At 48.4% G+C, this 26,855-nt stretch carries 18 protein-coding genes; 12 read left to right on the forward strand and 6 right to left on the reverse strand.

Translation table 11 applies throughout. The annotated features are described in order from the left end of the window. Positions 1 to 3: 3 nt before the first annotated feature. Positions 4 to 723 carry a phosphorylase family protein gene (locus ACZ5PW_RS08650; RefSeq protein WP_464559915.1) on the reverse strand — a complete coding sequence of 240 codons (720 nt, stop codon included), beginning with the start codon at positions 721 to 723 and terminating at the stop codon, positions 4 to 6. Positions 724 to 948: 225 nt separating this feature from the next. Between ACZ5PW_RS08650 and ACZ5PW_RS08655 the strand changes: the two genes are divergently transcribed. From ACZ5PW_RS08655 to ACZ5PW_RS08665, 3 genes are all read left to right on the forward strand, one after another. Then, positions 949 to 3,114 carry a methyl-accepting chemotaxis protein gene (locus ACZ5PW_RS08655; RefSeq protein WP_464559917.1) on the forward strand — a complete coding sequence of 722 codons (2,166 nt, stop codon included), beginning with the start codon at positions 949 to 951 and terminating at the stop codon, positions 3,112 to 3,114. Between the two features lie 168 nt (positions 3,115 to 3,282). After that, on the forward strand, positions 3,283 to 4,389 hold the full coding sequence (locus ACZ5PW_RS08660; RefSeq protein ID WP_464559919.1) for an acyltransferase family protein: 1,107 nt from the start codon (positions 3,283 to 3,285) through the stop codon (positions 4,387 to 4,389). A 323-nt stretch (positions 4,390 to 4,712) separates the two neighbouring features. Continuing rightward, positions 4,713 to 6,878: a methyl-accepting chemotaxis protein gene (locus ACZ5PW_RS08665; RefSeq protein ID WP_464559921.1), complete on the forward strand. Its 2,166-nt coding sequence runs from the start codon at positions 4,713 to 4,715 to the stop codon at positions 6,876 to 6,878. Between the two features lie 245 nt (positions 6,879 to 7,123). Here the strand turns inward: ACZ5PW_RS08665 and ACZ5PW_RS08670 are convergent, their stop codons facing one another. Both ACZ5PW_RS08670 and ACZ5PW_RS08675 read right to left on the reverse strand, forming a co-directional pair. Further along, positions 7,124 to 9,616 carry a Lon protease family protein gene (locus ACZ5PW_RS08670; RefSeq protein ID WP_464559923.1) on the reverse strand — a complete coding sequence of 831 codons (2,493 nt, stop codon included), beginning with the start codon at positions 9,614 to 9,616 and terminating at the stop codon, positions 7,124 to 7,126. A gap of 19 nt (positions 9,617 to 9,635) precedes the next feature. Then, a complete protein-coding gene (locus tag ACZ5PW_RS08675) occupies positions 9,636 to 10,058 on the reverse strand; it encodes an Hsp20/alpha crystallin family protein (RefSeq protein WP_464559925.1) in 423 nt (140 codons plus the stop codon). Between the two features lie 345 nt (positions 10,059 to 10,403). On the opposite strand from ACZ5PW_RS08675, the gene ACZ5PW_RS08680 reads away from it, so the two are divergent. The 4 genes from ACZ5PW_RS08680 (at position 10,404) to ACZ5PW_RS08695 (ending at position 13,708) form a co-directional block, all read left to right on the forward strand. Next, positions 10,404 to 11,195: an amino acid ABC transporter substrate-binding protein gene (locus ACZ5PW_RS08680; RefSeq protein WP_464559927.1), complete on the forward strand. Its 792-nt coding sequence runs from the start codon at positions 10,404 to 10,406 to the stop codon at positions 11,193 to 11,195. Between the two features lie 3 nt (positions 11,196 to 11,198). After that, positions 11,199 to 12,233 (forward strand): amino acid ABC transporter permease, encoded by a 1,035-nt coding sequence (locus ACZ5PW_RS08685; protein WP_464559929.1) that lies wholly within the window; start codon positions 11,199 to 11,201, stop codon positions 12,231 to 12,233. Continuing rightward, positions 12,234 to 12,998, forward strand: a complete 765-nt coding sequence (locus ACZ5PW_RS08690; RefSeq protein ID WP_464559931.1) for an amino acid ABC transporter ATP-binding protein — start codon at positions 12,234 to 12,236, stop codon at positions 12,996 to 12,998. A gap of 188 nt (positions 12,999 to 13,186) precedes the next feature. After that, positions 13,187 to 13,708, forward strand: a complete 522-nt coding sequence (locus tag ACZ5PW_RS08695; protein ID WP_464559933.1) for a type 1 glutamine amidotransferase domain-containing protein — start codon at positions 13,187 to 13,189, stop codon at positions 13,706 to 13,708. 277 nt (positions 13,709 to 13,985) lie between these two features. Here the strand turns inward: ACZ5PW_RS08695 and ACZ5PW_RS08700 are convergent, their stop codons facing one another. Next, complete coding sequence (locus ACZ5PW_RS08700; protein WP_464559935.1) at positions 13,986 to 15,536, reverse strand: methyl-accepting chemotaxis protein; 1,551 nt, start codon at positions 15,534 to 15,536, stop codon at positions 13,986 to 13,988. Between the two features lie 181 nt (positions 15,537 to 15,717). Here ACZ5PW_RS08700 and ACZ5PW_RS08705 point away from each other — a divergent pair, with 181 nt between their 5' ends. The 4 genes from ACZ5PW_RS08705 (at position 15,718) to amt (ending at position 22,879) form a co-directional block, all read left to right on the forward strand. Further along, complete coding sequence (locus ACZ5PW_RS08705; protein ID WP_464559937.1) at positions 15,718 to 16,827, forward strand: aromatic acid exporter family protein; 1,110 nt, start codon at positions 15,718 to 15,720, stop codon at positions 16,825 to 16,827. After that, on the forward strand, positions 16,814 to 17,905 hold the full coding sequence (locus ACZ5PW_RS08710) for an FUSC family protein (protein ID WP_464559939.1): 1,092 nt from the start codon (positions 16,814 to 16,816) through the stop codon (positions 17,903 to 17,905). The genes ACZ5PW_RS08705 and ACZ5PW_RS08710 overlap by 14 nt, the downstream gene beginning before the upstream one ends. Positions 17,906 to 17,942: 37 nt before the next feature. Then, entirely contained in the window at positions 17,943 to 19,064 is a 1,122-nt protein-coding gene (locus ACZ5PW_RS08715) for an AI-2E family transporter (protein ID WP_464559941.1), read from the forward strand. 443 nt (positions 19,065 to 19,507) lie between these two features. Next, positions 19,508 to 22,879, forward strand: a complete 3,372-nt coding sequence (gene amt, locus ACZ5PW_RS08720; RefSeq protein WP_464559943.1) for an ammonium transporter — start codon at positions 19,508 to 19,510, stop codon at positions 22,877 to 22,879. Between the two features lie 179 nt (positions 22,880 to 23,058). Here amt and ACZ5PW_RS08725 read toward each other — a convergent pair whose 3' ends face one another. Then, entirely contained in the window at positions 23,059 to 23,955 is an 897-nt protein-coding gene (locus ACZ5PW_RS08725; RefSeq protein ID WP_464559945.1) for a homocysteine S-methyltransferase family protein, read from the reverse strand. Positions 23,956 to 24,233: 278 nt separating this feature from the next. On the opposite strand from ACZ5PW_RS08725, the gene ACZ5PW_RS08730 reads away from it, so the two are divergent. Further along, a complete protein-coding gene (locus tag ACZ5PW_RS08730; RefSeq protein WP_464559947.1) occupies positions 24,234 to 25,247 on the forward strand; it encodes a DUF481 domain-containing protein in 1,014 nt (337 codons plus the stop codon). Between the two features lie 84 nt (positions 25,248 to 25,331). Here ACZ5PW_RS08730 and ACZ5PW_RS08735 read toward each other — a convergent pair whose 3' ends face one another. Then, positions 25,332 to 26,792 carry an esterase-like activity of phytase family protein gene (locus tag ACZ5PW_RS08735; RefSeq protein ID WP_464559949.1) on the reverse strand — a complete coding sequence of 487 codons (1,461 nt, stop codon included), beginning with the start codon at positions 26,790 to 26,792 and terminating at the stop codon, positions 25,332 to 25,334. Positions 26,793 to 26,855 lie beyond the last annotated feature (63 nt).

Below are 26,855 nucleotides of genomic sequence, written 5' to 3' on the forward strand. Positions count from 1 at the left end.
GATTCATGAAAATGTTTTTGCCAGAGCTTTCAGTGCTTTTGAGTAATCCATTCCCATGGGGATCAATTCCAGTACAAGTGCCGGTCTTTTCAGTATGGCTTTCATTATCGGGCCAAGTTGCGACTTTCCAGTTTCATCTACTCCTTTCATAGCCTCAGCCGGAATAGTCCGGTCAGAGTCATCGCTTACAGCACGGATGCAGGCGAAGGGGATTCCTCCGGTGGCGGCAGCCTGTGCCACGGCGATTGATTCCATATCCACGGCAATGGCTCCTGTGCGGTCATGCAGGAGCTGTTTGTGCTTCGGGGTTAGAACCGGTTCAGGAGATGTTACAATAGGTCCGCACTGCATTTTTCCGCAATGGGGAAAAAGATCACTGCGCGCGGCAGCGTCCCGTTCGGTTTCATGCCACGAATTAATTTCTTTAATTTCGGAATGAATTGTTGTTGCCGCGACAAGTGTCCCGGCAGGCAGCCCCGGTGCGATTCCTCCCGAAACCCCGATGCTGAGCAGCAGGTCCGGTTGTTCTTCACATAGCAACCGGGCCGCTTCGCCTGCTCTTTCGTAACCAACTCCGCATATCAGACATTTGAAATTTATATTGTTGCCCAGTTTACCGCTGAGTGCAGTGAACCTGCCTGAACGATCTTTGGCTGCTGTTGGAAACAGGGCTTTTGCCTCCTGCTCCATGGCAGCAACAACAGCTATTTTCTGTATATTCATTTTTGTTCCTTTGTTGTTATATGCTAATGATAAATCAGATAGGGCGGCGGGACAAGTTTTTGTCATTTTTAAAATGAAGAGCTGTTTATTTCGCAAATATTTATAGGTGAAGTTCAATTTAATTAAACGGAAAAAAGTGTCTGTTTCGCAAAATGAAATTGACAAAAATAACTCTATAAGTGAGGAGTGGGCTTATACAATAAATATTAATGAGGTTTATGCTCGATGAAATGGTATAAAAATCTGAAAATGATGTACAAAATCCTGATCCCTGTAGGACTTCTTTTGGTCCTTACTCTTGTCAGCATAGAATATTTTTCTACATCGAAGAGTTCTGCCGCCATTGAATCCGTGGCACGCAAGGAACTTGATGCGTTGGCAGGAGAATACAGCGGGAAAATCCTGAACTATATGACGTACGCTCAGGGGCAGGCTCAGGGGTTGGCCAGCACCTTTGCTGAAATTCGAAGGGAAGATATTCCCTTGAGCCGCAAGGCCGCAATTTCTATGCTCATAGGACTGGTTAAAGGAGACAGTAATTTTATCGGCGGCAGCAACGGCTGGGAGGCAAACGCTTTTGACGGGCGGGATGCTGAATTTGCGGGAACAGAATTGCATGATAAAACCGGCAGGCTTATTCCCTACGCCTTCAGAGCCGGGGGAACTATCAAAGTGGTTCCGCTGGCCGAATATTTTATTCCCGGAGACGGGGACTACTACCTTAAGCCAATTGAGAGGCGCAGGCCCTACATAACTCCTCCCTATCCTTACGAAGTTGACGGCGAAATGCTTATGCTGACCACCATCGGAGTTCCGATCATGGTTTCCGGCAGACCTCTTGGAGTTGTTTGTGTCGATATGCCTATAACCAACATCAGTAGACTGGTTTCCGAGATCAGGCCTTATGATGACGGTTATGCATGGTTGATGATGCCTGACGGTAATTTCATTTACCATCCTGATGAAGAACGTATCGGTAAAAATATTTTTGATACCGCAACCTTTGAAGATGAAAGCGGATTGAGAAAAGCACTACGGGAAGGTCGTGAGTTTCAGGAAGTCCGTAAAGCCTACACAACCGGAAAAATGTCCATGGTCCGGTATATCCCGGTTAAGTTCAAGGATTCGGGCCAGTATTGGTATCTGGCTGTCAGTGCCCCAATGGATAAGATCCTTTCCGGGGCAACTTCTCTTACCAACGATCTGATTATCATAGGTTGTATTGCTTTTTTTCTGGTACTTATCGCGATTGTTTTTGTGGCCCGGTCTATTTCTCGGCCTATCGGAATTATTACCGGAACCGCCAGAGAGGTCGCAGGGGGAAATTTTGATGTTCACCTTGATGAGTCCCGTTTTGGCGGGGAGCTTTACGATCTAACTCTCTCTTTGCGGGAAATGCTCTCAGCTTTGGTTGAGAATATAGCAAAATCCGAGAAAATGGCTGAAGAAGCCCAGGATCAGACCCGTAAGGCTCAGGTGGCACTTAGGGAAGCTGATGAAGCCCGGATGCAGGCCGAGAACGCGAAGCGTGAAGGTATGCTCCATGCCGCAGAAAGGCTTTCGGGGATTGTATCTCAGGTTGCCAGCGCATCTCAGGAACTAACCGCCCAAATTGATGAGTCCAGCCGGGGATCTGAAACTCAGCGGGAGCGAACCGCCGAATCAGCCACCGCCATGGAACAGATGAATGCGAGTGTCATGGAAGTCGCCCGCAGCGCGGCCCAGGCTGCAGATTCTGCTGATGACGCCCGGGGTGAAGCTGAGAAAGGCGTAGCCGTGGTGAATAATGTGGTTGAGCGTATCAACCGTGTCCACTCAATGACCGCTGAAATGGAAGAAGGCTTGGCTGAACTTGGTCAACAGGCGGAAGGAATCGGCCAGATCATGAACGTTATTTCCGATATTGCCGACCAGACCAACCTGCTGGCTCTTAACGCGGCCATTGAAGCTGCTCGTGCCGGTGAAGCAGGGCGGGGATTTGCTGTTGTCGCCGACGAAGTTCGCAAGCTGGCGGAAAAAACTATGGATGCAACCGGGCAGGTCTCTGATTTTATCAGTTCAATTCAGAAGGGAACCCGCAATAATATTGAGGGGATGTCCCGTGCTGCAGGTGAAGTGGAACAGAGTACTGAATATGCAGGTAAGGCTGGAGAGGCTCTGCACGGCATTGTCCGCATTGTTGAGGAAACCGCTGAACAGGTCCGGAGCATAGCAACTGCCTCTGAGGAGCAGTCCGCTGCCAGTGAGCAGATTAACCGCAGCATCGAGGAAGTCAGTCTCGTCGCGAATGATAATGCTCAGGCCATGCGTGAGTCTTCCACAGCTGTCGAAGAGCTTATGAGGCTTGGAGAGCAATTAACGGCATTGATCGAAGAATTGCGGGATTCGTAGTTTTTTTATCAGATCTGATTAACAATAAAGGCCGGAGGGAACATTTTCCATCGGCCTTTTTTTATATACGGTCCCGGAATGACATTTATTTCAGGTTTGACTTAGCTAATCAGAACAAATATTAATCTGATTATTGCTCAAACGTAAAATTTGAATTTGGATCAGAAAATGAATTACAGAATGTACTTTATCGATAACCTGCGGGCGGTAACCATTTCTATGGTTGTTACCCTGCATGTTTTCCTGTGTTATATGAAATTCGCTCCATCATGGTGGTTTGTCATCGATCCGGAACAGAGTATGTTTTTCACTTATGGGGTGATTCTTATTGATGTGCCGATCATGCCTGTAATGTTTTTTATTGCCGGTTATTTTGCCCTTTCTTCATTGCAGAAACACGGTATACCCGGCTTCTGGGCCGGAAAATTCAGGCGTATCATCATACCTTGGGTACTCGGGGTGCTCTTTCTCGCTCCGCCTGCCATGTATATGATTCTTCTGTCCCGGGATAAGGCTCCTGATTATCTTGATTTCTGGGGTGGGCAGTTCTGGTCGTCCATGTACAGCCAATCCGTATTCTGGTTTCTGGGACTTCTGGCCTTGTTTTATATTGTTCTTACCTTCTGTTACCGAAACTTTCCCAGCCTGCGGGCTCCAGCTAGACGCAGCAAGGTTCCTTCTCCCATCCTCTGGGTATTGTTCGTGGGGGGGGCCTCTTCTGTTTTCCTGCTGATGAACCTTTTTTATCCGGTTGATACTTGGATTTCAGATTATTATTTACTGGTATTTCAGCCGCTGAGGCTTCCTGTCTACTTTCTTTATTTCTGGCTGGGTATTCTGGCCTGGAAGCGCAATTGGTTTTCAAGACAGGGCTACAACCCCAAGCTTGTTCCATGGGCGGTTCTCAGTGTACTTTCCGCGATGCTATATCTGTATTTCAAACTCAAAGTGACTCCGGGAGAAACCGGATTTGCAATTAAGACGGGAAATGCTCTGGGATTCAATCTGTTCGCTTTTTCTGTTCTGATGACGTCCATTGCCGCGTTTTCAAAGTATCTGAACAGCGGCAGCCCGTTCTGGAAGTCGTTTGCATCATGTTCATACGGGATTTATCTGTTTCATTCCCTGGCGGTTTACTACGGGGCCTATTTTCTTTTGTCCCTCAAAGTGTCTCCCTTCATCAAGGCTCCGGTTCTTCTGGGGGGATCAATACTGTTTTGCTGGACGCTGACAGCGGCTTTGAAGAAGATCAGGGGCGTTTCCTCAGTGCTTTAGTTCTTTAACAGTTTTTCTGGTATATTGTTTTCAGAAATAGATATGCCATCAGCTATAGTGTAACTGTCAGTTTTTCAAAGTATTTGGTGAAAGTATTATTGTTGTAAAAGACAATCAATTTGGCTGAATTATCATCCTTTTTTAGAAATGTTACGCCCGGTCTGAATCAGACCGGGCGTTTTTTGTATATAAAATACTTTATTATTGGGACGTCATTTAAATTATAATGTATTATTGGGCGTAGTTGTCAGTTTCTTGGATTAAGGTGCTTGTCAGTAGCTGTTTACAAGTCGCCTTTCAGTTAGAAATGAATGGAGGTAAGGATGAATTGGTATAAGAACCTGAAGATGCTATATAAAATAATATTGCCTGTAGCTGTGCTGCTGCTTTTGACTTTGGTAGGTGTAGAAATAGTTGCGACTTATAAAAGCTCCGATGTTATTGAAAATGTGACTAAAAGAGAACTCTTCGGGCTTGCCGGTACTAATGCCGAGAAAGTTCTGGCTTATGTAAGTAAAGCGCAGAATCAGGCAGAGGGTTTTGCTCAGGTTTTTGCAGAGCTAAAGGAGCGGAATGAAATTTTAAGTCGTGAAAGTGTCATTGCCATGCTTAAAGGTCTTATCACGAGCAATCCGGAATATGTCGGAGTATGTGTAGGCTGGGAGCCGAATGCATTTGACGGGCAGGATAAAACTTACGCCGGGACAACGGACCACGATGCCAGTGGAAGATTTGTTCCATATGTGTACAGGGATGGTGGGGCAATCAAAGTCGATCCATTGGTAGGATATGATGTTCCCGGAGACGGTGATTACTATCTGAAGCCAAAAGAGCTGCGCCGGACATTTATTACCGATCCTTATGTCTACAATGTAGGCGGTAAAGACGTGACCATGGTCAGCATCTGTTCACCGATTCTGGTGAATGGATCGTTTATGGGGGTTGTCTGTATTGATCTGCCAATAACAAACATAATGGATGTTGTTGCTCAGATCCGCCCTTATGGAACCGGGTATGCATGGTTAATGACTCCGGAAGGTGAATTTATTTACCATCCTGATCAGAAAATAATGGATAATAATATTTACGATGTTGCTTCATTTGATGATGAAGCAGCCCTGAAAAAAGCAATCAGGTCCGGGCAGCCCTATCTGGAATACCGCAAGGCGGCGGCGACCGGGCTGATGTCAATGGTGCAGTATGTTCCCGTGGAATTTGCCGGGATTGATCAGCGTTGGTATCTCGCCGTAAATGCTCCCATGGACAAAGTCCTTGCCGGAGCCCACGGTCTGGCCGCCTATCTAGTTGTTGTCGGTGTGTTGGCGTTTGCCGTTGTCATGGTCGCTCTTTTCTTTGTTGCCCGGTCCATTTCGAATCCTATAGTCATCATGGCCGGGGCAGCCAAGGAAGTCGCGGACGGTAACCTGGAAGTCCGTCTTGATAATTCTCTTTTCGGTGGAGAATTGCTTGATCTGAACATTGCGCTGCGTGAAATGCTTGCCGGACTGGTGGAAAATATATCCAGATCCGAAGAGATGGCCGCTGAGGCAAAAGAACAGACCGAGAAAGCCCAGATAGCTCTCAGAGAGGCTGATGAGGCCCGCTCCGAGGCGGAAAATGCTAAGCGTGAAGGAATGCTTCAGGCGGCTGAAAGGCTTTCAGGAATTGTTTCGCAGGTGTCCAGTGCAACTCAGGAACTGACCGCGCAGATTGAGGAATCCAGCCGTGGCTCGGAAAGTCAGCGGGAACGCACTTCCGAGGCAGCTACGGCAATGGAAGAAATGAACGCTACTGTATTGGAAGTGGCTAGAAATGCCGGTGATGCGGCTGACAGTGCCCAGATGGCAAAGACCAAGGCTGAGGATGGTGGTAAGATTGTAGCCGATGTGGTCAGGTCTATTTCTGAAGTAAATAGACATGCCGAGGAAATGGTGTCCGGCCTAGATGTGCTGGGCGGCCATGCCGAGGGTATTTCAAAAGTTATCACTGTAATTACCGATATAGCGGATCAGACAAACCTGTTAGCACTCAATGCTGCAATTGAGGCGGCCCGGGCCGGTGATGCCGGACGCGGGTTCGCAGTGGTTGCTGATGAAGTCCGCAAGCTGGCGGAAAAGACCATGCAGGCTACGCAGGAAGTGGGGCAGGCGGTTAATTCAATACAGTCTGAAACGCGTAAGAATATTGACCAGATGGGAAGTGCTGCCGAGATGGTAGGCTCAAGTACCGAACTGGCGGGAAGGGCCGGTGACAGCCTTGATGAAATCGTAGAGATAGTTGAAACCACCGCCGGACAGGTCCGCAGCATTGCAACAGCTTCCGAACAGCAGTCTTCTGCCAGCGAGCAGATCAACCGGGGAATTGAGGAAGTCAATCTCATCGCCAATGATAATGCTCAGGCCATGCGGGAATCAGCCGCTGCAGTGGAAGAGCTGATGCGCCTAGGCGAACAGCTGACGACCCTTATTGAGGAATTGCGTAATTCGTGATGGATCTTATCTGAAATTCGGATTCAGCCAGCTGATTAGTATCAGACCTGAAAAAACAATCCCGGCAGTATCTCTTAAAGACACTGCCGGGATTTTAATGATCTCTCTAATCAATCCTGTTTTTGTGATCGTTTCTGTCTTGCTTAATGCCGCCTTTGAAACCTAGTACCCTTGTCAGGATGTACCGGTCTTCCTGTGCGTTCTGTCCGAACCTGACTATTGGTTTTAGGCAGGTGTTTGACAGGCTATTTGCCGCAACCACAGGAACTCCCGCTTTTCTTTTTGTCCTCTTTTTCATCATCACCGGAACCGAAATTCTTCAGTCCTTCGGCGAGTTCAACAAGTCTGGCATCTACTTTCCCGTAGACCGATCCTTCAGGGTACTTGCCTTTATCGTCCTTGCTGCCTGCCGGGATTCCGGTAAGAATTTCAATTCCCTGTTCTATGTTTGACACAGACCAGATATGGAACTTGCCTTCACGGACAGCATCAAGCACTTCCTTGCGCAGCATGAGATCCTTTACATTGGGTTCGGGAATCATGACTCCCTGTTCCCCGGTAAGTCCCGCGTGTTTACAGCACAGGTAGAAACCTTCCACTTTCTGGTTAACTCCGCCTATGGGCTGGACTTCTCCTTTCTGGTTTACCGAACCTGTCACAGCAATTCCCTGACGGATGGGGATTTCGGACAGACTTGAAAGCAGGGCGTAAAGCTCGGTGGAAGAAGCTGAGTCGCCGTCTATTCCGCCGTAGGACTGCTCGAAGGCGATACTTGCGGTGAGCGACAGCGGTTTGTCCTGCGCAAACTGGCGGCGAAGGAAACCGGACAGGATGAAAATCCCTTTATTGTGTGTAGGGCCGGACATTTCAGATTCACGTTCGATATTGATAATGCCGCCCTTGCCCATGGCTGTTACAGCAGTAATGCGGGAGGGCTTACCGAAAGAATAGTCTCCGAGAGAGTAAACAGCCAGACCGTTAACCTGACCGACAACTTCGCCATCGGTGTCAACATAGATGGACCCCCGGTCAATCATTTCCTGAAGGCGTTCTTCCGCCTGATTTGAACGCTTGCGGTGGGCCTGGATAGCTTCTTCCACATGTTTTGCCATTACTGATTCAGAGCCGTTGCGTCCGGCGAAATGGCTGGCTTCTCCGAGAAGATCAGCCAGAAGGGGGAAGGCGGTGGAGATCTTTTCCTGACGTCCGGCCATACGGACCGCCTGTTCAATTATGGCGGCAACACCGGAGCGCTCAAAAGGCATGAGCTTGTCTTTCTCAACCATCCGGCTGATGAATTTGGATACGGCGTTGATTGCATCCTCATCCCGGTCCATAGAAGTTTCAAAGTCCGCTCGGACCTTGAAAATCTTGGGCACGTCAGGATCGTAATGCCGCAGAAGCTGATAGAGGTATGGCTCACCCAGAACAACAACCTTCACATCCATATCAATCGGTTCCGGTTTGAGTCCGGTAGAGGATATGAAATAATAAGGGTCGAAAGTCTGGATTTCAATTTTCTCGGTCTTGAGGGACCGCTTCAGAGTGGGCCAGACACCGGGCTCCACTATGGCATCCATCAGGTTTATTACCAGATATCCGCCATTTGCCTTGATGAATGATCCAGCCTTGATTTTGGTGAAGTCCGTGCGCCATCCGCCATTGCGGTCCATCACCCGTTCAATGGAGCCGAACAGGTTCCGGTAGGTGGGGTAGGCCTCGAAAATTACAGGAGGGCTGGTTTGTTCGGAGTTATCCACCAGCTGATTGACTTGATATGGGTGAAGAATAACGTCCGCCTGCGGAGGCATGAACATCATTCCTCCTTCCCCTGCCTGCGGCTTCTTGCCGATCATGCGCAGTGAATCAAGGTCTTCGCTCATGCTTTCGAGCATCTCATCAAAATATTTCTGCGGCTTCTCAGTAGTATATTTTTCCAGCAGAGGTGCAATAAGGTCCTGCGCGAGATTCATGAACATTAGCTTGTCCACGTCATCACTTTTTTTCTTCACTTCCTTCTGGAGCTTACGGACCTCGGCCAGAATGTTGTCCACTTCCTCTTTGAGCTCCTTTTGTTTCTCCTGAAGCCTTTCAAATTCTTCACGGGGGAAGCGTCCTTTTTCAACTTTTTCTTCAAGCTGAATCATGCGGATAGGTTCTCCATCCACAAGGGGTACAACATCAGGGCGCTGATAATGGCCCATCTGCATGTTCACGATAACCAGTCCGGAATCTTTAACCTTATCCTCAATGCCCTGAAAAAACTCGCGGGTCTGCTTTTCGTGTTTTTCTATGATTTCATTTTTGCGGGCCATGTATTCCTGGCTCTCGAAAAGTTGTGGAACTTCACGTTTGATGCCTTCCAGAAAGTCATGGACATCTTTTTTGAATACGGCTCCTTCTCCGGCGGGCAAGCGAATCAGGATGGGCGATTCGCTGGACTTGAAGTTGTTGACGTAGAGAAGGTCGTCCGGGATGGTGTCGGACTTGGAAAGATCCTTCAGCATTTTCTTGACGGTGGCCTGCTTTCCGGTTCCAGCCGGTCCGGTAACGAAAATATTATATCCTTTAAGAGGCATGCCCATTCCGAACCGGAATGCCTCTACTCCTCGGCATTGACCGATTATTTCATCTCCGGGTTCAAGGTCGGCGGTTGTGTCGAATGGAAGGTCTTCAGGGTTCAGGGTCCACCTGAGTTTATCTGTCGGAAGTTCTCTCTCTTTGATGATATCAGTCATGTCAGTCTCCGTGGTTCAGTTATTCAGCGTTGATGGAAATGATCTTCTGCGGTTTGATAATGCATTTGAGCAGTACGATTTTCAGAACGCCGTCTTTGAAAGTAGCTTTGACGTTATCCGGATCCACCCGGCAGGGCAGTGGAATGGTCTTTTTGAAATGGCTGGTTTTTCTCCCTCCCTCGAAAGTCATTTTTTTCTCTCCGGAAATGGTCATGCTTGTTTCAGTCACTTTGACTTCCAGGTCTTCGGCATGAAACCCGGGCATTGTTGTCGAGACTTCGAGTGATCCGTTGATTTCCTGCATGTGCGTTCTCGGAGTGCAGTCAATGATTCCGCATACGGAGGGGATCCCGTAATCACTGCACAGGCTGTTGAACAGCTTGTCCATGTCGGATTTCAGTTTGTCCAGTTCACGGCTTCCCCATGAAGTAAGATCAGGCATTTATTATCTCCTTTTTGATGGCATATGGGAGTATTGATTACCGACAGGTTAGCACATGGTGAAATTAGTTAGCAACCGCTTTGCAATAGAGTTGTGTGCTTTTGGATGGATTTTATAATACCGGAATTTTTATGTGCGCGATGATGGAAAACGGTTAATGATCCTCACAAATTTGCTAAAAAAGCTTGCAGAAGTTCAGTTTTACCCCGGCTACAGTCTTGCAACTTGGCGCTTCATGAGCTATTCGATTCAACGCTTCGGGTTTCCAAAAAGACTGGCTGGAAGTGTTTTCCCTGTCGGGGATGGAAATCTGAAAGTGCATGATTAAATTTTTAGGAGTGACGCATGAAAAGGGTATTAGTAATTCTCATGGTTGCAATGATGCTGGCATTCGCAACCACCGCTATGGCAGGTGACGGTTCTTTTGAAAGAGTAAAGAAAGCCGGACAGCTCGTTATCGGTCTTGACGACACTTTCGCCCCTATGGGCTTTCGTCAGGATGACGGTACTCTGGTCGGATTCGATGTTGATGCCGCTGAAGAAGTTGGTAAACGCCTTGGAATCAAGATCGTATGGCAGCCTACCGCATGGTCCGGTGTTGTGCACTCCCTCAACGCCAAGAAATTTGACTGCATCTGGAACGGAATGACCATTACTCCCGAACGCCAGAAAGCGGTTGCCTTCACCAAGCCTTACATCATGGACGGCCAGATTGCCGTTATCGCCATGGGCAACAAGGCTATCAAATCCCACAAGGATCTCGGTGGCAAGATTGTCGGCGTACAGAAAGGTTCCCCCGCTCTTGAAGCAGCAAAATCCCTGAAGCCCGCAGCCAAGCAGATCCGTGAATACGACACCAACGTTAAAGCTCTGCTTGACCTTGAAGCAGGCCGCCTCAACGCTGTTGTTGTTGATAACATCGCAGGCCGCTACTCCATGGCTCAGCGCCCCGGCAAGTATGTTGCGCTGCCCGGTTACATCACCAACGAAGCTTTCGGTGTTGCTTTCCGCCAGGATGAAGTCTCCCTGAGAGAAGCAGTACAGAAAACCATCGATGAAATGATCGCTGACGGAACAATGGGTAAAATCTCCCGCAAGTGGTTCGGTGAAGATGTCACCAACCCCGCTAAATGGTAAGGTATGATTAATCTAGATAAAAAACTCGGAAAGAGCGGGGCGCTTGCCTCGCTCTTTCTGCTGTTTGCACTTCTCTTATTTCCGGCTGCAGGTTCAGCCGAAGTTGATGCCGATGCCCTGCTGAAGCAGGCCCGTAACGCTCTGGCTGTTGGTCAGATTGATCAGGCCACTTCGCTTTTCAAACAGGTCCCCTCTCCCGGTTCTGAAGGCGATGATGGACAGTTTGTCTATTCCAGAATGCAGCTTGCGCGCATCAGTTATTCCATGAAAGATCCGGTGAAGGCCCGCGAGTACGCTGAGCAGGTTACCGCCGTTTATCCGGATAATGTGGAAGCAAAGAATTTTCTGGCCTCTCTTGAGCGTGAAACCAAGCCCGAATGGCAGAAGACCCTTGAAGACTGTAAACGCTTCATGCCGAATCTGCTCAAGGGCGCGACCATGACACTTGTTCTGGTCTTTTTCACCATGATTGTTTCGCCTGTCGGCGGTCTTTTCATTGCTCTGGGCAAGATCAGCCGTATGCAGCCTTTTACTTTCATAAGCTGGTTCATCATCTGGTTTTTCCGGGGAACTCCGCTTCTGCTGCAATTGTTCTTTATTTACTACGGGCTGCCCGCGATCGGCATTACGCTTTCTCCGCTGGCGGCTGCGCTTATAGGTCTCGGAATAAACTATTCCGCATATCTTGCCGAGATTATCAGGGCCGGTATCGAATCAATTGATGACGGTCAGACCGAGGCGGCAAAAGCTCTGGGAATGACTTACGGCCAGACCATGCGCCGGGTCATCATCCCCCAGACATACAAGCGGATCATACCTCCCATAGCTAACGAATTCATCGCGCTCATCAAGGATACCGCACTTGTATCCACTATCGCGATGGTTGAGCTTATGCGTGCAGCGGACCAGATGTTCAACGCGTATTTCAACGTGACCGTGCTGGTTATGGCTGCGGCTATCTATCTTATTTTTACCTCCGTATTCACTTTCGTTTTCGAGAAGATCGAATACAAGGTCGGGGTATACGAGAGGCGTTAAATGGAAACTATTTTAGAACTAAAAAAAGTTGTCAAAAAATTCGGCAGTCTGACTGCGGTCAATAATATTGACCTCAAGATCAACCGGGGCGAGAAGGTGGTTATTGTCGGTCCCAGCGGATCTGGCAAGTCCACCCTGCTCAGAACCATGAATTTTCTGGAAACCATCGATTCCGGTGAAATCGCATTTGAGGGAAAACCCTGCGGCTACACCTACAATGAAGGTAATCCGGTTCTGGATTCCCAGAAGAATCTGTGCGCGCTTCGTTCCGAGATCGGAATGGTTTTTCAGCAGTTCAACCTGTTTCCGCACATGACGGTTCTGCATAATGTAATGGAAGGTCAGGTTACCGTTCTTAAGAAGAGCAGGAAAGAAGCCGAGGAAGTAGCTCTGCAGATGCTTGAAAAAGTGGGACTTTCCGACCGGGCTACAGTGTATCCCGTGACTCTCTCCGGAGGGCAGAAGCAGCGTGTGGCCATTGCGCGTGCACTGGCGATGAAGCCCAAGATGATGCTTTTTGACGAACCCACGTCCGCCCTTGACCCTGAACTGGTCGGGGAAGTGTTCGACACTATCCGTTCACTGGCCGAAGATGGCATGACCATGGTCATCGTTACCCACAATATGGGGTTCGCGCGTGAAGTGGCCGATACGGTAATATTCATGGAAAGTGGAGATTTCATAGCCAAAGGGGCTCCCGCGGAATTTTTCTCAGCCGAGACTCAGCATCCTAGAATCAAGGAATTCATGGACAAGCTGCTGTAGAATCTTTCGCTGTTATTAAGATTTGAAAGGGCCGTTGCGACAACCGCAATGGCCCTTTTTATTAGGGCCTGATGATATCTTTTATTCATTAATCAGTTCAGCAACCTTGTGGCTGATGCTGCCATTATGTTAACTGATGTTCTGTTATGAAAAAATAAATTTGGAATTTAAAGCCAAGGAGTTCTTGTATGAAACTTGACGGACAGCGTGTTCTGATGTTTATCGATAATGTTTTTGAAGATATGGAGCTTCTTTATCCTTATTACCGTCTGATCGAGGAAGGGGCTGAAGTTGTTGTTGCCGGCCCTGAATACGGTGAAGTCTATACCGGAAAAAACGGATATCCTTTCCGTTCAACCGCCGCTATTGCGGATATGAATGCCGATGATTTTGATCTGCTGGTCATTGCGGGCGGTTTTGCGCCTGACAAACTCCGCCGTGACCCGAAGGTTCTGGAGCTTACCCGCATGATTCATGAGGCAGGCAAGGTTGTAGCCCATATCTGCCACGGTGGCTGGATTCCCATTTCAGCTAAGATAATGGACGGTTTTAAGTGCACATCCACTCCCGGTATTAAAGATGATCTGGAAAATGCCGGAGCAAGCTGGGTGAACGAAGAAGTAGTTGTGGACCGTAATCAGGTTTCATCTCGAAAGCCTGACGATCTTCCTGCTTTCTGCCGGGCTATTATTGCGCTAGCAGCGGGCTGATTATGTTTCAATGTGCGTTCTGCCGGCAAAAGAATAGTCGTCAGGAAGCTTAAGTGAATCCGTGCAGCGGACAAAAGAAAAGCACTGGAACAAAACTTATTTAGAAATAAAAATGTTCCAGTGCTTGTTTAATTTAATATTTCTAACGTCATCTTCCGGCTGCGTTTCAGTAGATTATCTCATACGCAATGTTTGGTGAAGAATACTCAAACATGACAAACCGGATAACAATTTCCCAGAAGTCTGTTTTGATTTAATCAGTCCTCAAAAGGTAGCGTTACTTTATTTTAAAAAAAGCCGTTGCATCGGCCAGTTGATCGGCCTGATGCGAAAGTTCTCTGGTGGTTGACGCAATTTCCTCGGCTGCCGCAGCATTCTGCTGAATCACGTTGTCCAGTTCCTGCAGTGCCTTGTTCACCTGTGATGCGCCTTCGCCCTGTTCACGGCTTGCTGCTGCAATCTCCTGTACATATTCAGCTGTCTTCTGAATCTCTGGTACCAATGCTGCCAGTTTTTCTTCCGCCTGATTGGCTACTTTGGAGCTGGAATCGGATATGGCGATAATCTCAACTGCAGCTTCACCACTTCTTTCTGCCAGTTTGCGAACTTCAGAAGCCACAACAGCAAATCCCTTGCCGTGTTCGCCTGCACGGGCCGCTTCTATGGCCGCGTTCAATGCCAGCAGATTGGTCTGGCGGGCTATGTCATCAATAACCAGAATCTTGTCAGCGATTTTCGTGAGAGCTTCAAGGGCCTGTGACAATGCTTTGCCGCTTTCCTCGGCATCAACTGCAGCCTGACGAGCGATCGCTTCCGTTTTGCTTGAATTGTTGGCGTTATGCTGGATGCTTGAAGTCATTTCTTCCATCGTGGAAGCCACTTCCTCAATGCTCGAAGCCTGACTTGCCGCTCCGTTGGCGAGGCTTTCAGCTGCATCCGAAAGTTCTCTGCTTCCGGTGTTTACCGATTCCGTCACACTGCTGACGGTCCTGATGACACCGGTAATACTGTCAATCATTGAATTCAGGGTTTTCTTGACCAGTCCGACCTCATCGTTACGGGTTACAGTCAGTCTGCGGGTGAAGTCGCCGCCAGCCATGTCGTTGGTCTGTTTAATTACATCTTCGAGCGGTTGTGCCACAGTGTTGCGGACCAGAAGAACAGCAAGGAAAGCTATCAGTCCAACGATTCCAAATGTCCACATTGAAACGCTGATAATAGCAGAAACAGTTCGGTCCTTGGCGGGCTGCAGGGAGCTGATAATTTCAAATGCGCCATGTATGTTTCCTGCTTTCCATCCTTCCTTGATGCCACCGGTAACATCTCTGCTTCCGGCGGGATCGCCGTGGCAGTACAGACATTCTTCAGTCAGTCTTATGGCTTTGAAATATCTGATCTGGTCATCTTCAATTAATGTAACTTCTTCCACTCCGGTGGTTTTCATTTGTTTTAGCACGTCACTTTCGAGGGGAGTGGGCCTGTTTTCAGGGTTTCGCGGGGATTCCTTGGGGACCCTGAAAGTATAGCCGGAGGCTTTGGCATTACTCATGACCATTTTAATGGCTGATATAACCGGAACAGCATCCAGAACTTTGTCGGCCGGGATTTCATCCAGTGGTTTTACGATTCCAGCGTTAAGCTTTTCGCTCATCTGGTTACGCGAAGCCTCGGCCATCTGGACAATGGCTTTACTTTTATTAAGTATCGATTCTTTCGCTTCAGTATTTATTGACGCTACTTGTTGCGAGCCCATGATTATTGCGATTACTGCTGGACCGGCCAATGCGATCAGGATTGTTTTTGTCCGAATTTTCATGTCGCTCAACATAGTCTGATCCTCAATTTTAAGTTTTGTTATTTGTCAACTTACTACAAATAAGCGATTTTAAGTATAATCTGTTTTGTTTTTTATTCAATAGAGAATCGACACATCGGGAAAAGAATATAAATATCAGAATGAAGCACACATGCAGTTGATGTTTGAATGTCCATGCTTTAGTGTGGCTGCAATGAAAAAAGTGATATCTGAGTTTTACCGCATTTTTATCAGGCCGGTGGATCCGGGACTGTTTATTACCAAGTACGCCTTGAAATCAGTTGCGGCATGTACAGTGGCTCTTATGCTGGCATGGCTCTTTGGGGCCGGAACCTCTTTTATGCAATGGTGTGCCTACGGGGCCGTAGCCATTGCGCTGTTCCGGGCCGGGAGCACTTTTGCCCGCAGAAAAATGGTGGCAGTGACCATAACCGTACTGGCAATGGTGCTTGTTCCTGTATCCACTGTCGCGGGTAATTATCCGGGGGTGCTTGAGATTTATCTTTTTGCGCTGGCCTTCACGGTTTTCTTTGTTCCGGTTCTGGGACTGGCCGCAGCCACTGCCGGGCTTGGCACTTTGATACTCAACATGCTGGCTATGACCTCTCCTGATACCTTTGCTTCCGGATTGCATCGGTCCGGGGCGCTTCTCTTCGGGGCGGCTGTTTCATATTTCATCCTTTTTCATATTCTTCCAACAAAACCTGAGCAGATTCTTACCCGGGCGGGGGCTGTCGCCCTGACTGATATCGGGGACTATTTTCGCGCAGTTGCCTCTTCCTCAGGCAGCCGGGCGGATAAGAAAGAAATAGCTGAGATTCATGAACGCTGCGTGGAATCGGTCCGCCGTTATCGGAGGTTTATGGAGGCCATGAACGTTGATCCGGTCAAGGATCTGGGCAGCTATGAAGGCCCTTCGGCTCTTTACGCATTGCTTGTGCGGATGTTCGAGGCTGTAGTGGGGCTTTCCAACAGCAGGCAGTTTGCCGATCACAGCCCTGTGTTTACCGAACTGCGTTTCAAGTTCAGTGATATCGCCGGAAGAAGTTCCGTAGCTTTTGATGTCCTTGCTGCAAAACTTAGCACAGGACGGGGTGATGTAGACCTGAGACAGATTGAAAAAGGAATAGCAGAGCTTGAGGGAGAACTGCTGCAGCTCGGAGCCTATAAGCGGGATGCCGGATTGAAGAACGAATTTCTGGAAGCATGGGGAGCTATCTACGGTTTGAAAAATCTGGTTATAGAATTCGGGGAGATGAATAAGTTATGCTGTACCGGAGGGGCCTGCAGTGTTCGCGGATAAAATTGCGATACTCCGGCGCGAATTCCGCCATGATTCAGTTACCTTCCGCCATGCTGTCAAGGCTGCCGCGGCGATTACTTTCGCTGTTGTTGCTGCACGTTTCCTGGAGCTGCGGCACGCGGTCTGGCTGCCCATAAGTGTTATTGTGGTCATGCGTCCTTCCGTGGGTGGGACGCTCAGACTGGGCTGGAAAAGGTTATGGGGGACTGTCATAGGGGCTGCTGTCGGCGTAGGTATTCTGTTTCTGGAACCTGGAATCACTGTTCTGGTTTCGCTTATAGCACTTTCATTTTTTCTGATGATCCTGCTTCGTGTATTCAACTACGCGGCCTTCTCGGGGTGTTTAACCACAGGTGTGATCCTGCTTCTGGGGGTTATTTTCACTGACGGCTGGCAGTTTGGACTTGAGCGCATACTTGATACGGTTCTAGGTGTGGCCATAGGTATTGCCGCATCATTCGGAGTCTGGCCCAACCTTGCGCGTAAGAATCTGCGAACTAAAATGGGCAGGATCGTAGAGTTGCAGGCGATACATTTCAGGAAACTTTCTGAATCCTATTTATACGGTCAGATAAGCGAAGCCGAACTTGTCATGACCCGAATAGAAGCTTCCAATATGCTTGATGAATGTGCGGAGTCTTTTCGCGAGGCCGCTGCAGAGCCCGGACTGCAGGGCTGGCAGCGCAACGATCTGAGCAGGCTTCTGCGGACTTTCAGGCGTATGCACAGTCTGCTGGTAAGCATGGCGACTATTATCCGCCATGCACACGGGGGCCCGCTGGAGCCCATAGCGGAAGGCATGAAAAATATTCTCACTCAGACTATTGATTATTACAAATGGCTTGAGTGCTATGCACTTACCCCTGAAGACTGCCCCGAAGAGCCTGATTTTAAAGTTGCCGTTGATGCTTTCATGAGGGCGGTGAGTGATGCACGTATAAGAGGGGATTTTGAGGATGTGCCGCTTGAAAGGCGTAACAACATTTCCGCGTTCATCTGGAATATACACGCTCTGGGAAGTGAGATAGACCGTGCTGGCAGAAGGATGAGAGAACTTCGTTACGGACGGGGCGAGTGAAAAATGAACTTGTTCAACAGACAATGGAAGACTGATAATGCTAAGTGACAACAATCCTTATACTTTCGACCGTGTGGTGAGGCTGGTGCTCGGGGCAGCGTCAATCTGGATTACGGTAAAATTGCTGGGGGAGTTGAGTGATGTGCTTGTCCCTTTTGCCGTGGCCCTGACCCTTGCCTATCTGTTGCATCCGCTGGTGAGGTTCACCGGCAGGTTCGTTAAGAACAGAACCGCTGCAGTCCTGTTGACCCTGGCGGCAATTATGCTTCCCGCAACGAAAATACTCTGGATGGCTGTCCGTGCCATAGGTTCGGAACTGAAGCATCTGGGTCAGTTGTTTGCCCGACTGGTTAATGATTCCGCTGTAGCCCAGAGGGCCAAGGAATACATTCCAGAAGATATCTGGCAGAAAGTTCTTGAACTTGCCAAAGAGGATGAGGTGCGCTCCTTTCTTACCGAAAGCGGGGTTACCGACATCCTCCAGTCTTCAGCGCAGAAGGCTTTGCCCGGCATCTGGAGCATCGTCAGCGGTTCCGCTCAGACCCTTACTGCTTTCGCGGGAGTATTTGTCATAATCCTTTATCTGGTTTTTCTGCTGACGGATTATGATAAATTGCAACGCTGGCGCAATCATATTCCCCTGAGTTACCGTGGTAGGGTGAGCGAATTTGTTGACGAGTTCACAAATATAACAAACCGTTATTTTCGGACACAGGCCTTGATAGCTCTGATTATCGGCTGTTTGTTCTCCACCGGATTCCTGATCATAAATCTTCCTTTGGCAATTCTGCTGGGTATGTTTATCGGACTTTTGAATATGGTTCCCTATCTGCAGATTGCAGGGCTTGTTCCCGCGTTTGTTCTGGCAGCCCTCAGTGCTCTGGCTACGGGCGGCAACCTCTGGTGGGCACTTGGGGGAGTGGGAATAGTATTCGCCGTAGTGCAGGTGCTGCAGGACGCTGTTCTGGTTCCCCGGCTTCAGGGGGAGAGCCTCGGGCTTTCTCCGTGGATGATTTTACTTTCCCTTTCTGTGTGGGGCAAACTGCTTGGTTTTCTTGGGCTGGTCATGGCCCTGCCTTTGAGTTGCATGGCTCTGGCCCTTTACAGGCAGTTCATGGTTGAGCAGGGAGAGCTGACAGAAGAGTCCGAACTCTCTTAGCTCGTAGCTTTAAATAGAATACTTCACTATCGCCGCAACGCAGGACTGGTTACAGTTTACAGTTGTGCATTGAAACACAATTTGAGTCAGTTGGTTTTAAAACATCGAAGCCCGCGTATTCTGGAATACGCGGGCTTCGATGTTTTTTTGTCTGGCACCGGACCATTTAGCCCCATTTGCATATTATGTTTTATTCAAAAATAAATCATAACAGGATGGATTGAAGGTACATTTTTGTAGATTAATGAATTTTATTCAGCTTAATAAGGTTGTGTGTTTACAAAAAAGTATTTATCGTGCCTGAAAATAGCTTTTGAGGTCAATTATATTTCATTATGGTTAAAGACGACCTCTTGGTGTCGGATGTTTTTCATTAATTTTCCGCTTTCGGTAAAGCGTTTTTGAATGGCTGTGAGTTCTGATCTGAGAAAGGGGTTTTGACTATGGAACGGTCTATGTTGGATATCTTGTGGATTTTGATATGCGCTGCTCTGGTTTTTTTGATGCAGCCCGGTTTTATGTGTCTGGAATCAGGACTCACTCGTTCCAAAAATTCCATAAATGTGGCAGCCAAGAATCTGGCTGATTTTGTTTTTTCCGCCTGCGGGTTCTGGATTGCCGGCTACGGAATAATGTTCGGAGCCGAGTTCGCCGGGCTGGTCGGCACAGATTCCTTTTTTTATGACTTGAATGTTTCACCTTTTATGGCATCTTTTTTTCTTTTTCAGGCCATGTTCTGCGGCACTGCCACTACTATTTTTTCGGGTGCTGTGGCTGAACGGATGCCTTTCAGCTCTTATTTGATAGTTGCCGGGCTGCTGGCGGTCTTCATTTATCCGGTTTTCGGCAATTGGGCCTGGAATGGACTGGAAACCGGGGCATTGAAAGGATGGCTTGGAGAAAAAGGGTTTGTGGATTTTGCAGGTTCAACAGTTGTCCATTCGGTTGGCGGATGGGTGGCTCTTGCCGCCCTGCTGGTGGTTGGACCCCGTACTGGGCGCTTTGCTCCGGATGGGACGCCTCATGAAATGAATCCCTCCAATCTGCCAATGTCCGTGCTGGGGGCTCTGCTGCTCTGGTTCGGCTGGTTCGGTTTCAATGGCGGATCGACTCTCGCGATGGACGGCTCGGTTCCTCTGATTATTGCTAATACTCTTCTCGCTGGTGTAGCCGGTGCTGTTGTATGTCTGCTCCTAGGCTGGCTTGACTGCCGTATCCCCCGTGTGAACTACATAATTAACGGATCTCTTGGAGGGCTTGTTGCCATCACGGCAAACTGCCATGTGGTCAGCGGCAGTGATGCGGTCATTATCGGTGCAGTGGCAGGACCATTATGCATATGGGCTGAAAAGACTCTGGAACGTTATCGGATAGATGATGCAGTCGGAGCAGTGCCCGTGCATCTTGTATGCGGTATATGGGGGACTCTGGCTGTTGCGTTTTTCGGTGATCCTGAACTGATAGGAAACGGGCTGAGTCGGTTTTCACAGTTTCTGGTCCAGCTGACAGGAGTCGGGGCGGCTTTTGCCGTGGCCTTTCTCATTCCTTATTTTCTCCTGAAGGGAATGAATAGGATATATCCTTTGCGTGTTGATGAAGAGGATGAAGAAGTAGGTTTGAACATATCCGAGCATGGAGCCAGAACCGACCTTCTTACCCTGTTTGAAGCAATGGAGAAGCAGGCCAGCAAGCGGGATATTTCGCTCAGGATTCCTGTTGAGCCTTTTACCGAGGTGGGGCGTATTGCCACCTGTTACAATCAGGTGATGGATGCCCTTGAAGAAAGTGTGTCCAAGACCGAGGCGGTAATTGATTGTGCAACAGATGGAATATTGACCTTTGCAAGGGATTCCCTCTCTCTTATGCAGGCAAACCCCAGAGCAATGGAGATGTTTGCTTTGCCATACGGGGGGGCTCTTGAAGAATTCCGTTTCACAGACTTGATCCGCTCGGATGATGTTCATGTCGAGGAACTTTTCTGTTCTCAGCCGGTGGAAATTCTAGGGTCCAGAATTGAGGGCGGATGCTTTCCCATGGAAGCTGTAATCACGCCCGCTCATGACATGCCCTTTTATATGGCTATCCTGAGGGATACCACGGAACGGAAGGAAGCGGAGCGAAAGATTCAGGTTCAGCAGGCTTATTTCAGGCAGTTGTTTGAAAGCTCACCTCAGGCGATTTCCCAGGTGGACCGAAAAGGGGTGATTGTAAATGTGAATCGAGCTTTTGAGCAGCTTTTCGGTGTTGACAGGAATGATGTTCTGGGACGTTTAAATCGAAATGTCGTCGTTCCGGAAGAGCTTCAGGCTGAAGCAAAACAGTTCAACGAAACGGTTCTTTCCGGACGCGCGGTAGACAGTGAGGGGGTCAGAAAACATAGTGATGGACGCCTTATTCCTGTTTCCGTGCTGGGCTATCCTGTCTATGTTGATGACGATGTCTCCGGGATTTACTACATTTATACGGACATTACCGAGCGCAAGGAGTTTGAGGAACAGCTTTCCCATCAGGCTTTTCACGATGCCCTTACCGGATTGCCCAACAGGGTGCTTTTTTCGGAACGCCTCAATCGGGCCTTGAAAAGATCAAAGAGAAGGGACGAATACAGATTCGCAACCATGATGCTTGATCTTGATAGGTTCAAGTGGATTAATGATTCGTTAGGGCATCAGGCCGGCGATGATTTTCTGGTAGTTATTGCCGACCGGTTAAGCTCATGCATCCGGGAAGTAGATACTGTCGCCCGCCTGGGGGGAGATGAATTCGGTATTATTGTCGAGGAGTACGGATCATTCAGGGAGGTCATCAAGATTGCCAAGCGGATTCAGGATTCGCTTCAGGTTCCTTTTAGTCTTGCCAGTACCAAAATCACCTCCAGCGCAAGTATAGGGATTGTGCTCAAAAGTTCAGACAGTGATGATGCCGCTTCAATAATGCGAGATGCTGATATCGCCATGTACCGTGCCAAGGAAGCCGGGCGCGGAAAGTTCAAGGTGTTCAATCAGAAAATGCATGCTCAACTGGTCGCTGAGGTTGAGCTGGAAAATGACCTCAGGGAGGCAATCAAAAATGAGCAGTTGAGTTTGTATTATCAGCCTATTCTTGATGCAGTTAACGGCCGTCTTAAGGGTTTTGAAGCTTTGTTGCGCTGGGATGATCCTGAACGAGGTGCTGTATCTCCGGGAGTTATAATCCCCATGGCGGAGGATACGGGTATGATAGTCCCTCTGGGACAGTGGGTTCTTCGCGAGGCCTGTGAAAGGATGAAAGAGTGGATTGATCAGACTGGAGCTTCTGATCTTGCTATAAGTGTTAACCTTTCGTTCAAACAGTTTTTACAGCCTAATTTTACACAGTTTGTCGAGAGTTGTATTGAGCAGACGGGGCTTGCTCCTAAGAACCTGAAACTGGAGCTAACGGAAAGCTGTCTAATGGAGAATCCCAAAGAGACCATGCCCAAGCTGAACAGGCTTCGTGAACTGGGAGTGCAGTTGGTTATTGATGATTTCGGTACGGGCTATTCCTCCCTGAGTTATCTGCAGCAGTTCCCGATTCACGGACTCAAGATCGATCGATCCTTTATTTCGGGAACGGATGATGCTGACATCAATCATGAGATAGTAAGAACAATTGTGGATATGGCTAAAAGCCTTAATCTTGAAGTGGTGGCGGAAGGCGTTGAAGAATCTTCCCAACTGGCCATGCTACAGAAAATGTCCTGTGATGATGTACAGGGATTCATGTTTTCGCGTCCTGTGAGTGAAGATCAGGTAAGGGAGATAATCAATAAAGATATGCTCAGTGACAAATCTTGATTGTATGAACAGAGTAGAGCCTGAAAATATTCCGGGAACAGATTGAATTAAAGTCTGATTGACTGGTTCAATCCGGTGGATATTCAAAAAAAGAGTCCATCTCTATCAGGAACATTCAAACCTGATATGATTCAAACGTATGAAATGATCATTAACAAGGCTTTTCGCATATTTAGGTCTCATCGGCTTTCAGCCGCTATCAGTTGGCTGAAAGCCCGGATGTGATCTGGGGTTATACCGCAGCATCCCCCAACAGAATCTATACCGCTGTCCACAAGCCCTTTCGCAAAAGACGCGAATTTTTCGGGGGTTATGGCATCCTGAAATATCCAGTTGGGCATTTCAAATCTTCCGGCATGCGGATAGGCGAAAGTCGGCCCGGACCAGTATTCTTTCAGAACCTTGAGGGCCTGCGGAGTGTGTTCAATAAGAGTATGCATGATTCCGACCGCCCGGGCCGGGGACAGGTCCAGTTCTTTAAGGGCCAGTGAAAGGGGGATGTCACTATGTAGAAGGAAAGCCTCGCCGGTACTGTCAGAGTAGCAGGTGAATCCCACCCAGACCGGAACTCCACAACGCTGCACACCTTCTAGTGCCAGTGCGGTTTGCTCAATATCCCTCATCATTTCAAGGATCATTATTTCAGCTCCGGCATTGACCTGTATCTCGGCCTGCCGCGAGTACTGACGGACCGCTTCTTCGCCCTGTAACATACGGGAATAGTCCAGACTGCCTGAGAAAGTCGTTGTGGAAACGGCTCCGGCGGTAACGCAATCCTTACCAGAATGGTCAATAACCTCCCTCACAATACGCACCGCTTCCCGGTTGATCTCTTCGAATCGGTCTGCCAATCCGGCCGGGGTAAGGTTATGGATGGCCGCGGAAAAAGTGTTCGCGATGAGCATGTCCGATCCGGCATCAAGAAAATTTTGATGAACATCCCGTAATATGTCCGGATGGGAAAGAACGGCAGCTGCGGACCATGCGATACCATTCATGGGAACACCAAGCCGTTCCAGTTCGGTTCCTGTGCCGCCGTCAATAATGAGGGGTAATTTTTTTGATTTATTAGCCATGACAGAATCCTATAGGTTTTACGGGCAAAGGGGAAGTTTGTTGTTCTATAATCTGTTTACTGTCTGGCTTAGCATGTCGAAGTGGGCCTTTTAGGATAAGTAAATAGAGAGCGAGGGGCGCTTTAATTTAATAATCTGTGACGGTATTGATGGAGCATAATCCTGTAAAAACATTGACACATGATATGCCCCTGTTAGGATATTAACGCTCTTGTCATATGTGTTAAGCGTTCTGTTGTGGCACATAAATAAAATTCAATTACACTCGCAGGTGCTAAATGCTCTATAGAACATTCATAGTCCTACTGGCCTTATTCGCATTTATTTCAAGTTCATCTCCTGCTGCCGCGGATACGGTCCTGCTTGAAAATGGTGATAGAATCACAGGTGAAGTTATTTCCATGATAGATGGGAAACTTAAGTTCAAGACGGATTATGCCGGAGTTTTATTACTGGATTGGGCTAAGATCGAATCCGTTGATTCTGAAAAGCCTTTGGCTGTCTACCGCAAAAAGAATATCAAAGAAGAAAAGGAAGTTGACAGCATCCGTAAAGTGGGCAAAGGAGCTCCTGTTTCTATTGAAGAAACCGCCGCGATCAACTCCCGCCCTAAAAATTATGATTTCAAGGGAAGTCTGCAGGCAGGTTGGGATAAATCAGAAGGTAACACCAGAAAGGAAAGCGTAAACGCAGCTTTTGATCTTACCTACCGGGTGGACAAGGACCGCTGGAAGGCTCACGGCGATCATTACTGGGGTGCTTCCAAGGGAGAGAGGTCAGACTATAATTGGATGCTCTCCGGCGAGTATAACCGCTTTCTTGACGAAAAGATGTATCTGAGTGGCACGGGGTCCGTAAAACAGGACCAGTTTCAGGATTTGAGCCTGCGTTCGGTGCTTGGGCTGGGGTTGGGTTATCAGTTTTTTGATTCTGATTCATTGACCCTTTCCGGTGAAGCAGGTCCTGCCTATGTGTGGGAGGAGTACTCCAGCCGCGAGGATCGGGATTTTGTAGCCGGAAGATGGAATATTGATTTCGGGTGGTGGCTGTTCCCCGAAAGGCTCAAGCTTTTTCATTCCCAGACCGGACTGGTCAGTGTTGAAGATACAGAGAACTGGATCTGGCAGTCAAAGTCCGGGGTTCTCTTTCCGATTGTTCAGAATTTTTTCGGAACATTTCAGTATAATTATGACTGGACCAACGATCCTGTTCCCGGAAAACAAGAGGATGATTCAAGGATAATTTTTAATCTGGGTTATTCATTTGCCGATTTTCCATGGGAATGGAACTGATTTCAAACATTAATGATACATCAAACTCAAAAAGCCGTCCTACTTGCAGGGACGGCTTTTTGAGTTGAGATGATTATGGCCTACTTACTTAACAGGTGTAAGGTCAGCGGGCACGATATACAGGGTGTTGCCGTCTACTAGCGTGTTCTCCTTATCCAGAAATTTCTGGTGCAGTTTGCCGCCTTTTGCGGACCACATGGCAAAGTCATCATCATTCAGCACGCCAAGGGTGTTTTCATCAATGACCCAAAGCCCTTCCATTTTATCGTGCGGGTATTTCACTTCTTTATACATATCTACTATCAGGGACTTGGATACGGGCTTTATCCCCGCCTTTTCCAGAGCTTCCCAGCCGCCTTCCATGGAGACCTGCTCCAGGGTTTTGCCGTTAAGCAGCAGGCCCAGTTTATCATCCTGAGTAAAACCGTTGCCTTTTACTTTTTCAAGGTCAGTTCCGGAAGAAAGAGTGATTTTATATACCTGTTTCTGTACGCCATTTTTTTTAAGACCGAAGCCCCCGTCACGTTCTATCACGATAAAAGTATTATCGGAGAGGGCAACAATTTCGGAGTTTGAGTTGGCGGGTTTTTCCTGTCTGTAAAGGTACTGACCGACTTTTCCTGAGGCGGGATCGACCGTTACAATGCGGGTGATGGTCTGCTTGCGCATTTTCTTGCTGGGCAGGTCCATTGTCGACTGCATGATACCGACCAGAGTCTTTTCGTCAGGTGTTATGGCCAGACCTTCCATGCCCCGATTGGGGCGGCGTTTGGCAAATTCGGCGGGCAGTTTGATTTTAGATCGTTTGTCACCGGCAAAAGCATTGATGCGCCCTATCTCTCTTCCGTCAGCCGCAAAGTGAACCATGTGCGGGCCATACTCATCGCTTACCCAGAATGTTCCGTCCCAGAGTGCCACCAGTCCTTCTCCATCAAGGCCGAAATCGTCGAGGCGCAGGGGATTGTAGTCGGGGCTGTTCTTATCATTATTAAAAGGTTTGGAGCCGTCCACCAGAACGGGGCCGCCTTCAGCAAGGTAAGGCGTTTCGCCGGTCCCGCCAAGGTCGGAGGAGTTGGGAAGTCCGGTGATGCGGGTTCCATCCGGACGGCGCAGCAGTATGGTTTTAATAAGCTTTATTTTGCCTTTTTCAGTTACCTCGAAGAGGCCGATGCGTGGGGTGTAATCCGGGGTGGGAAAAGTTTTGCCTTTACCGTACTCTCCATTGAACTTGCCGTTGGGGCCACGGTCGGTAAGAGCGTAAAAACGGTTGCCGATGCTCGGGTGGGCGGTCATGGCCGAGCCGAATCCTCCGTTACGGATCTCAAAATTTGCATCCGGATGGATGGCATCCAGAATATCGCTGCGAAGAACGCTGTATGGCAGACGTGAGCCCTTTTTACTGATGTGCTTTGCAGCCTTGTGGACTGTGTCAATCCCGGCCTTTTCAGCATTGGCATCCATGGGAGTGAGTACGCCGAGCCCCAGTGTACAACTGAGGCAGACAGTGCCTGCAAGAGAAAGAATGCGGTGAAGATTCAGATTCATGTGCAACTCCTTAAATTATATATTTCAATGAAAAAGATAAGGAGGCAATTTACTCCGGTCTTT

This window comes from Maridesulfovibrio salinus, assembly GCF_055394525.1.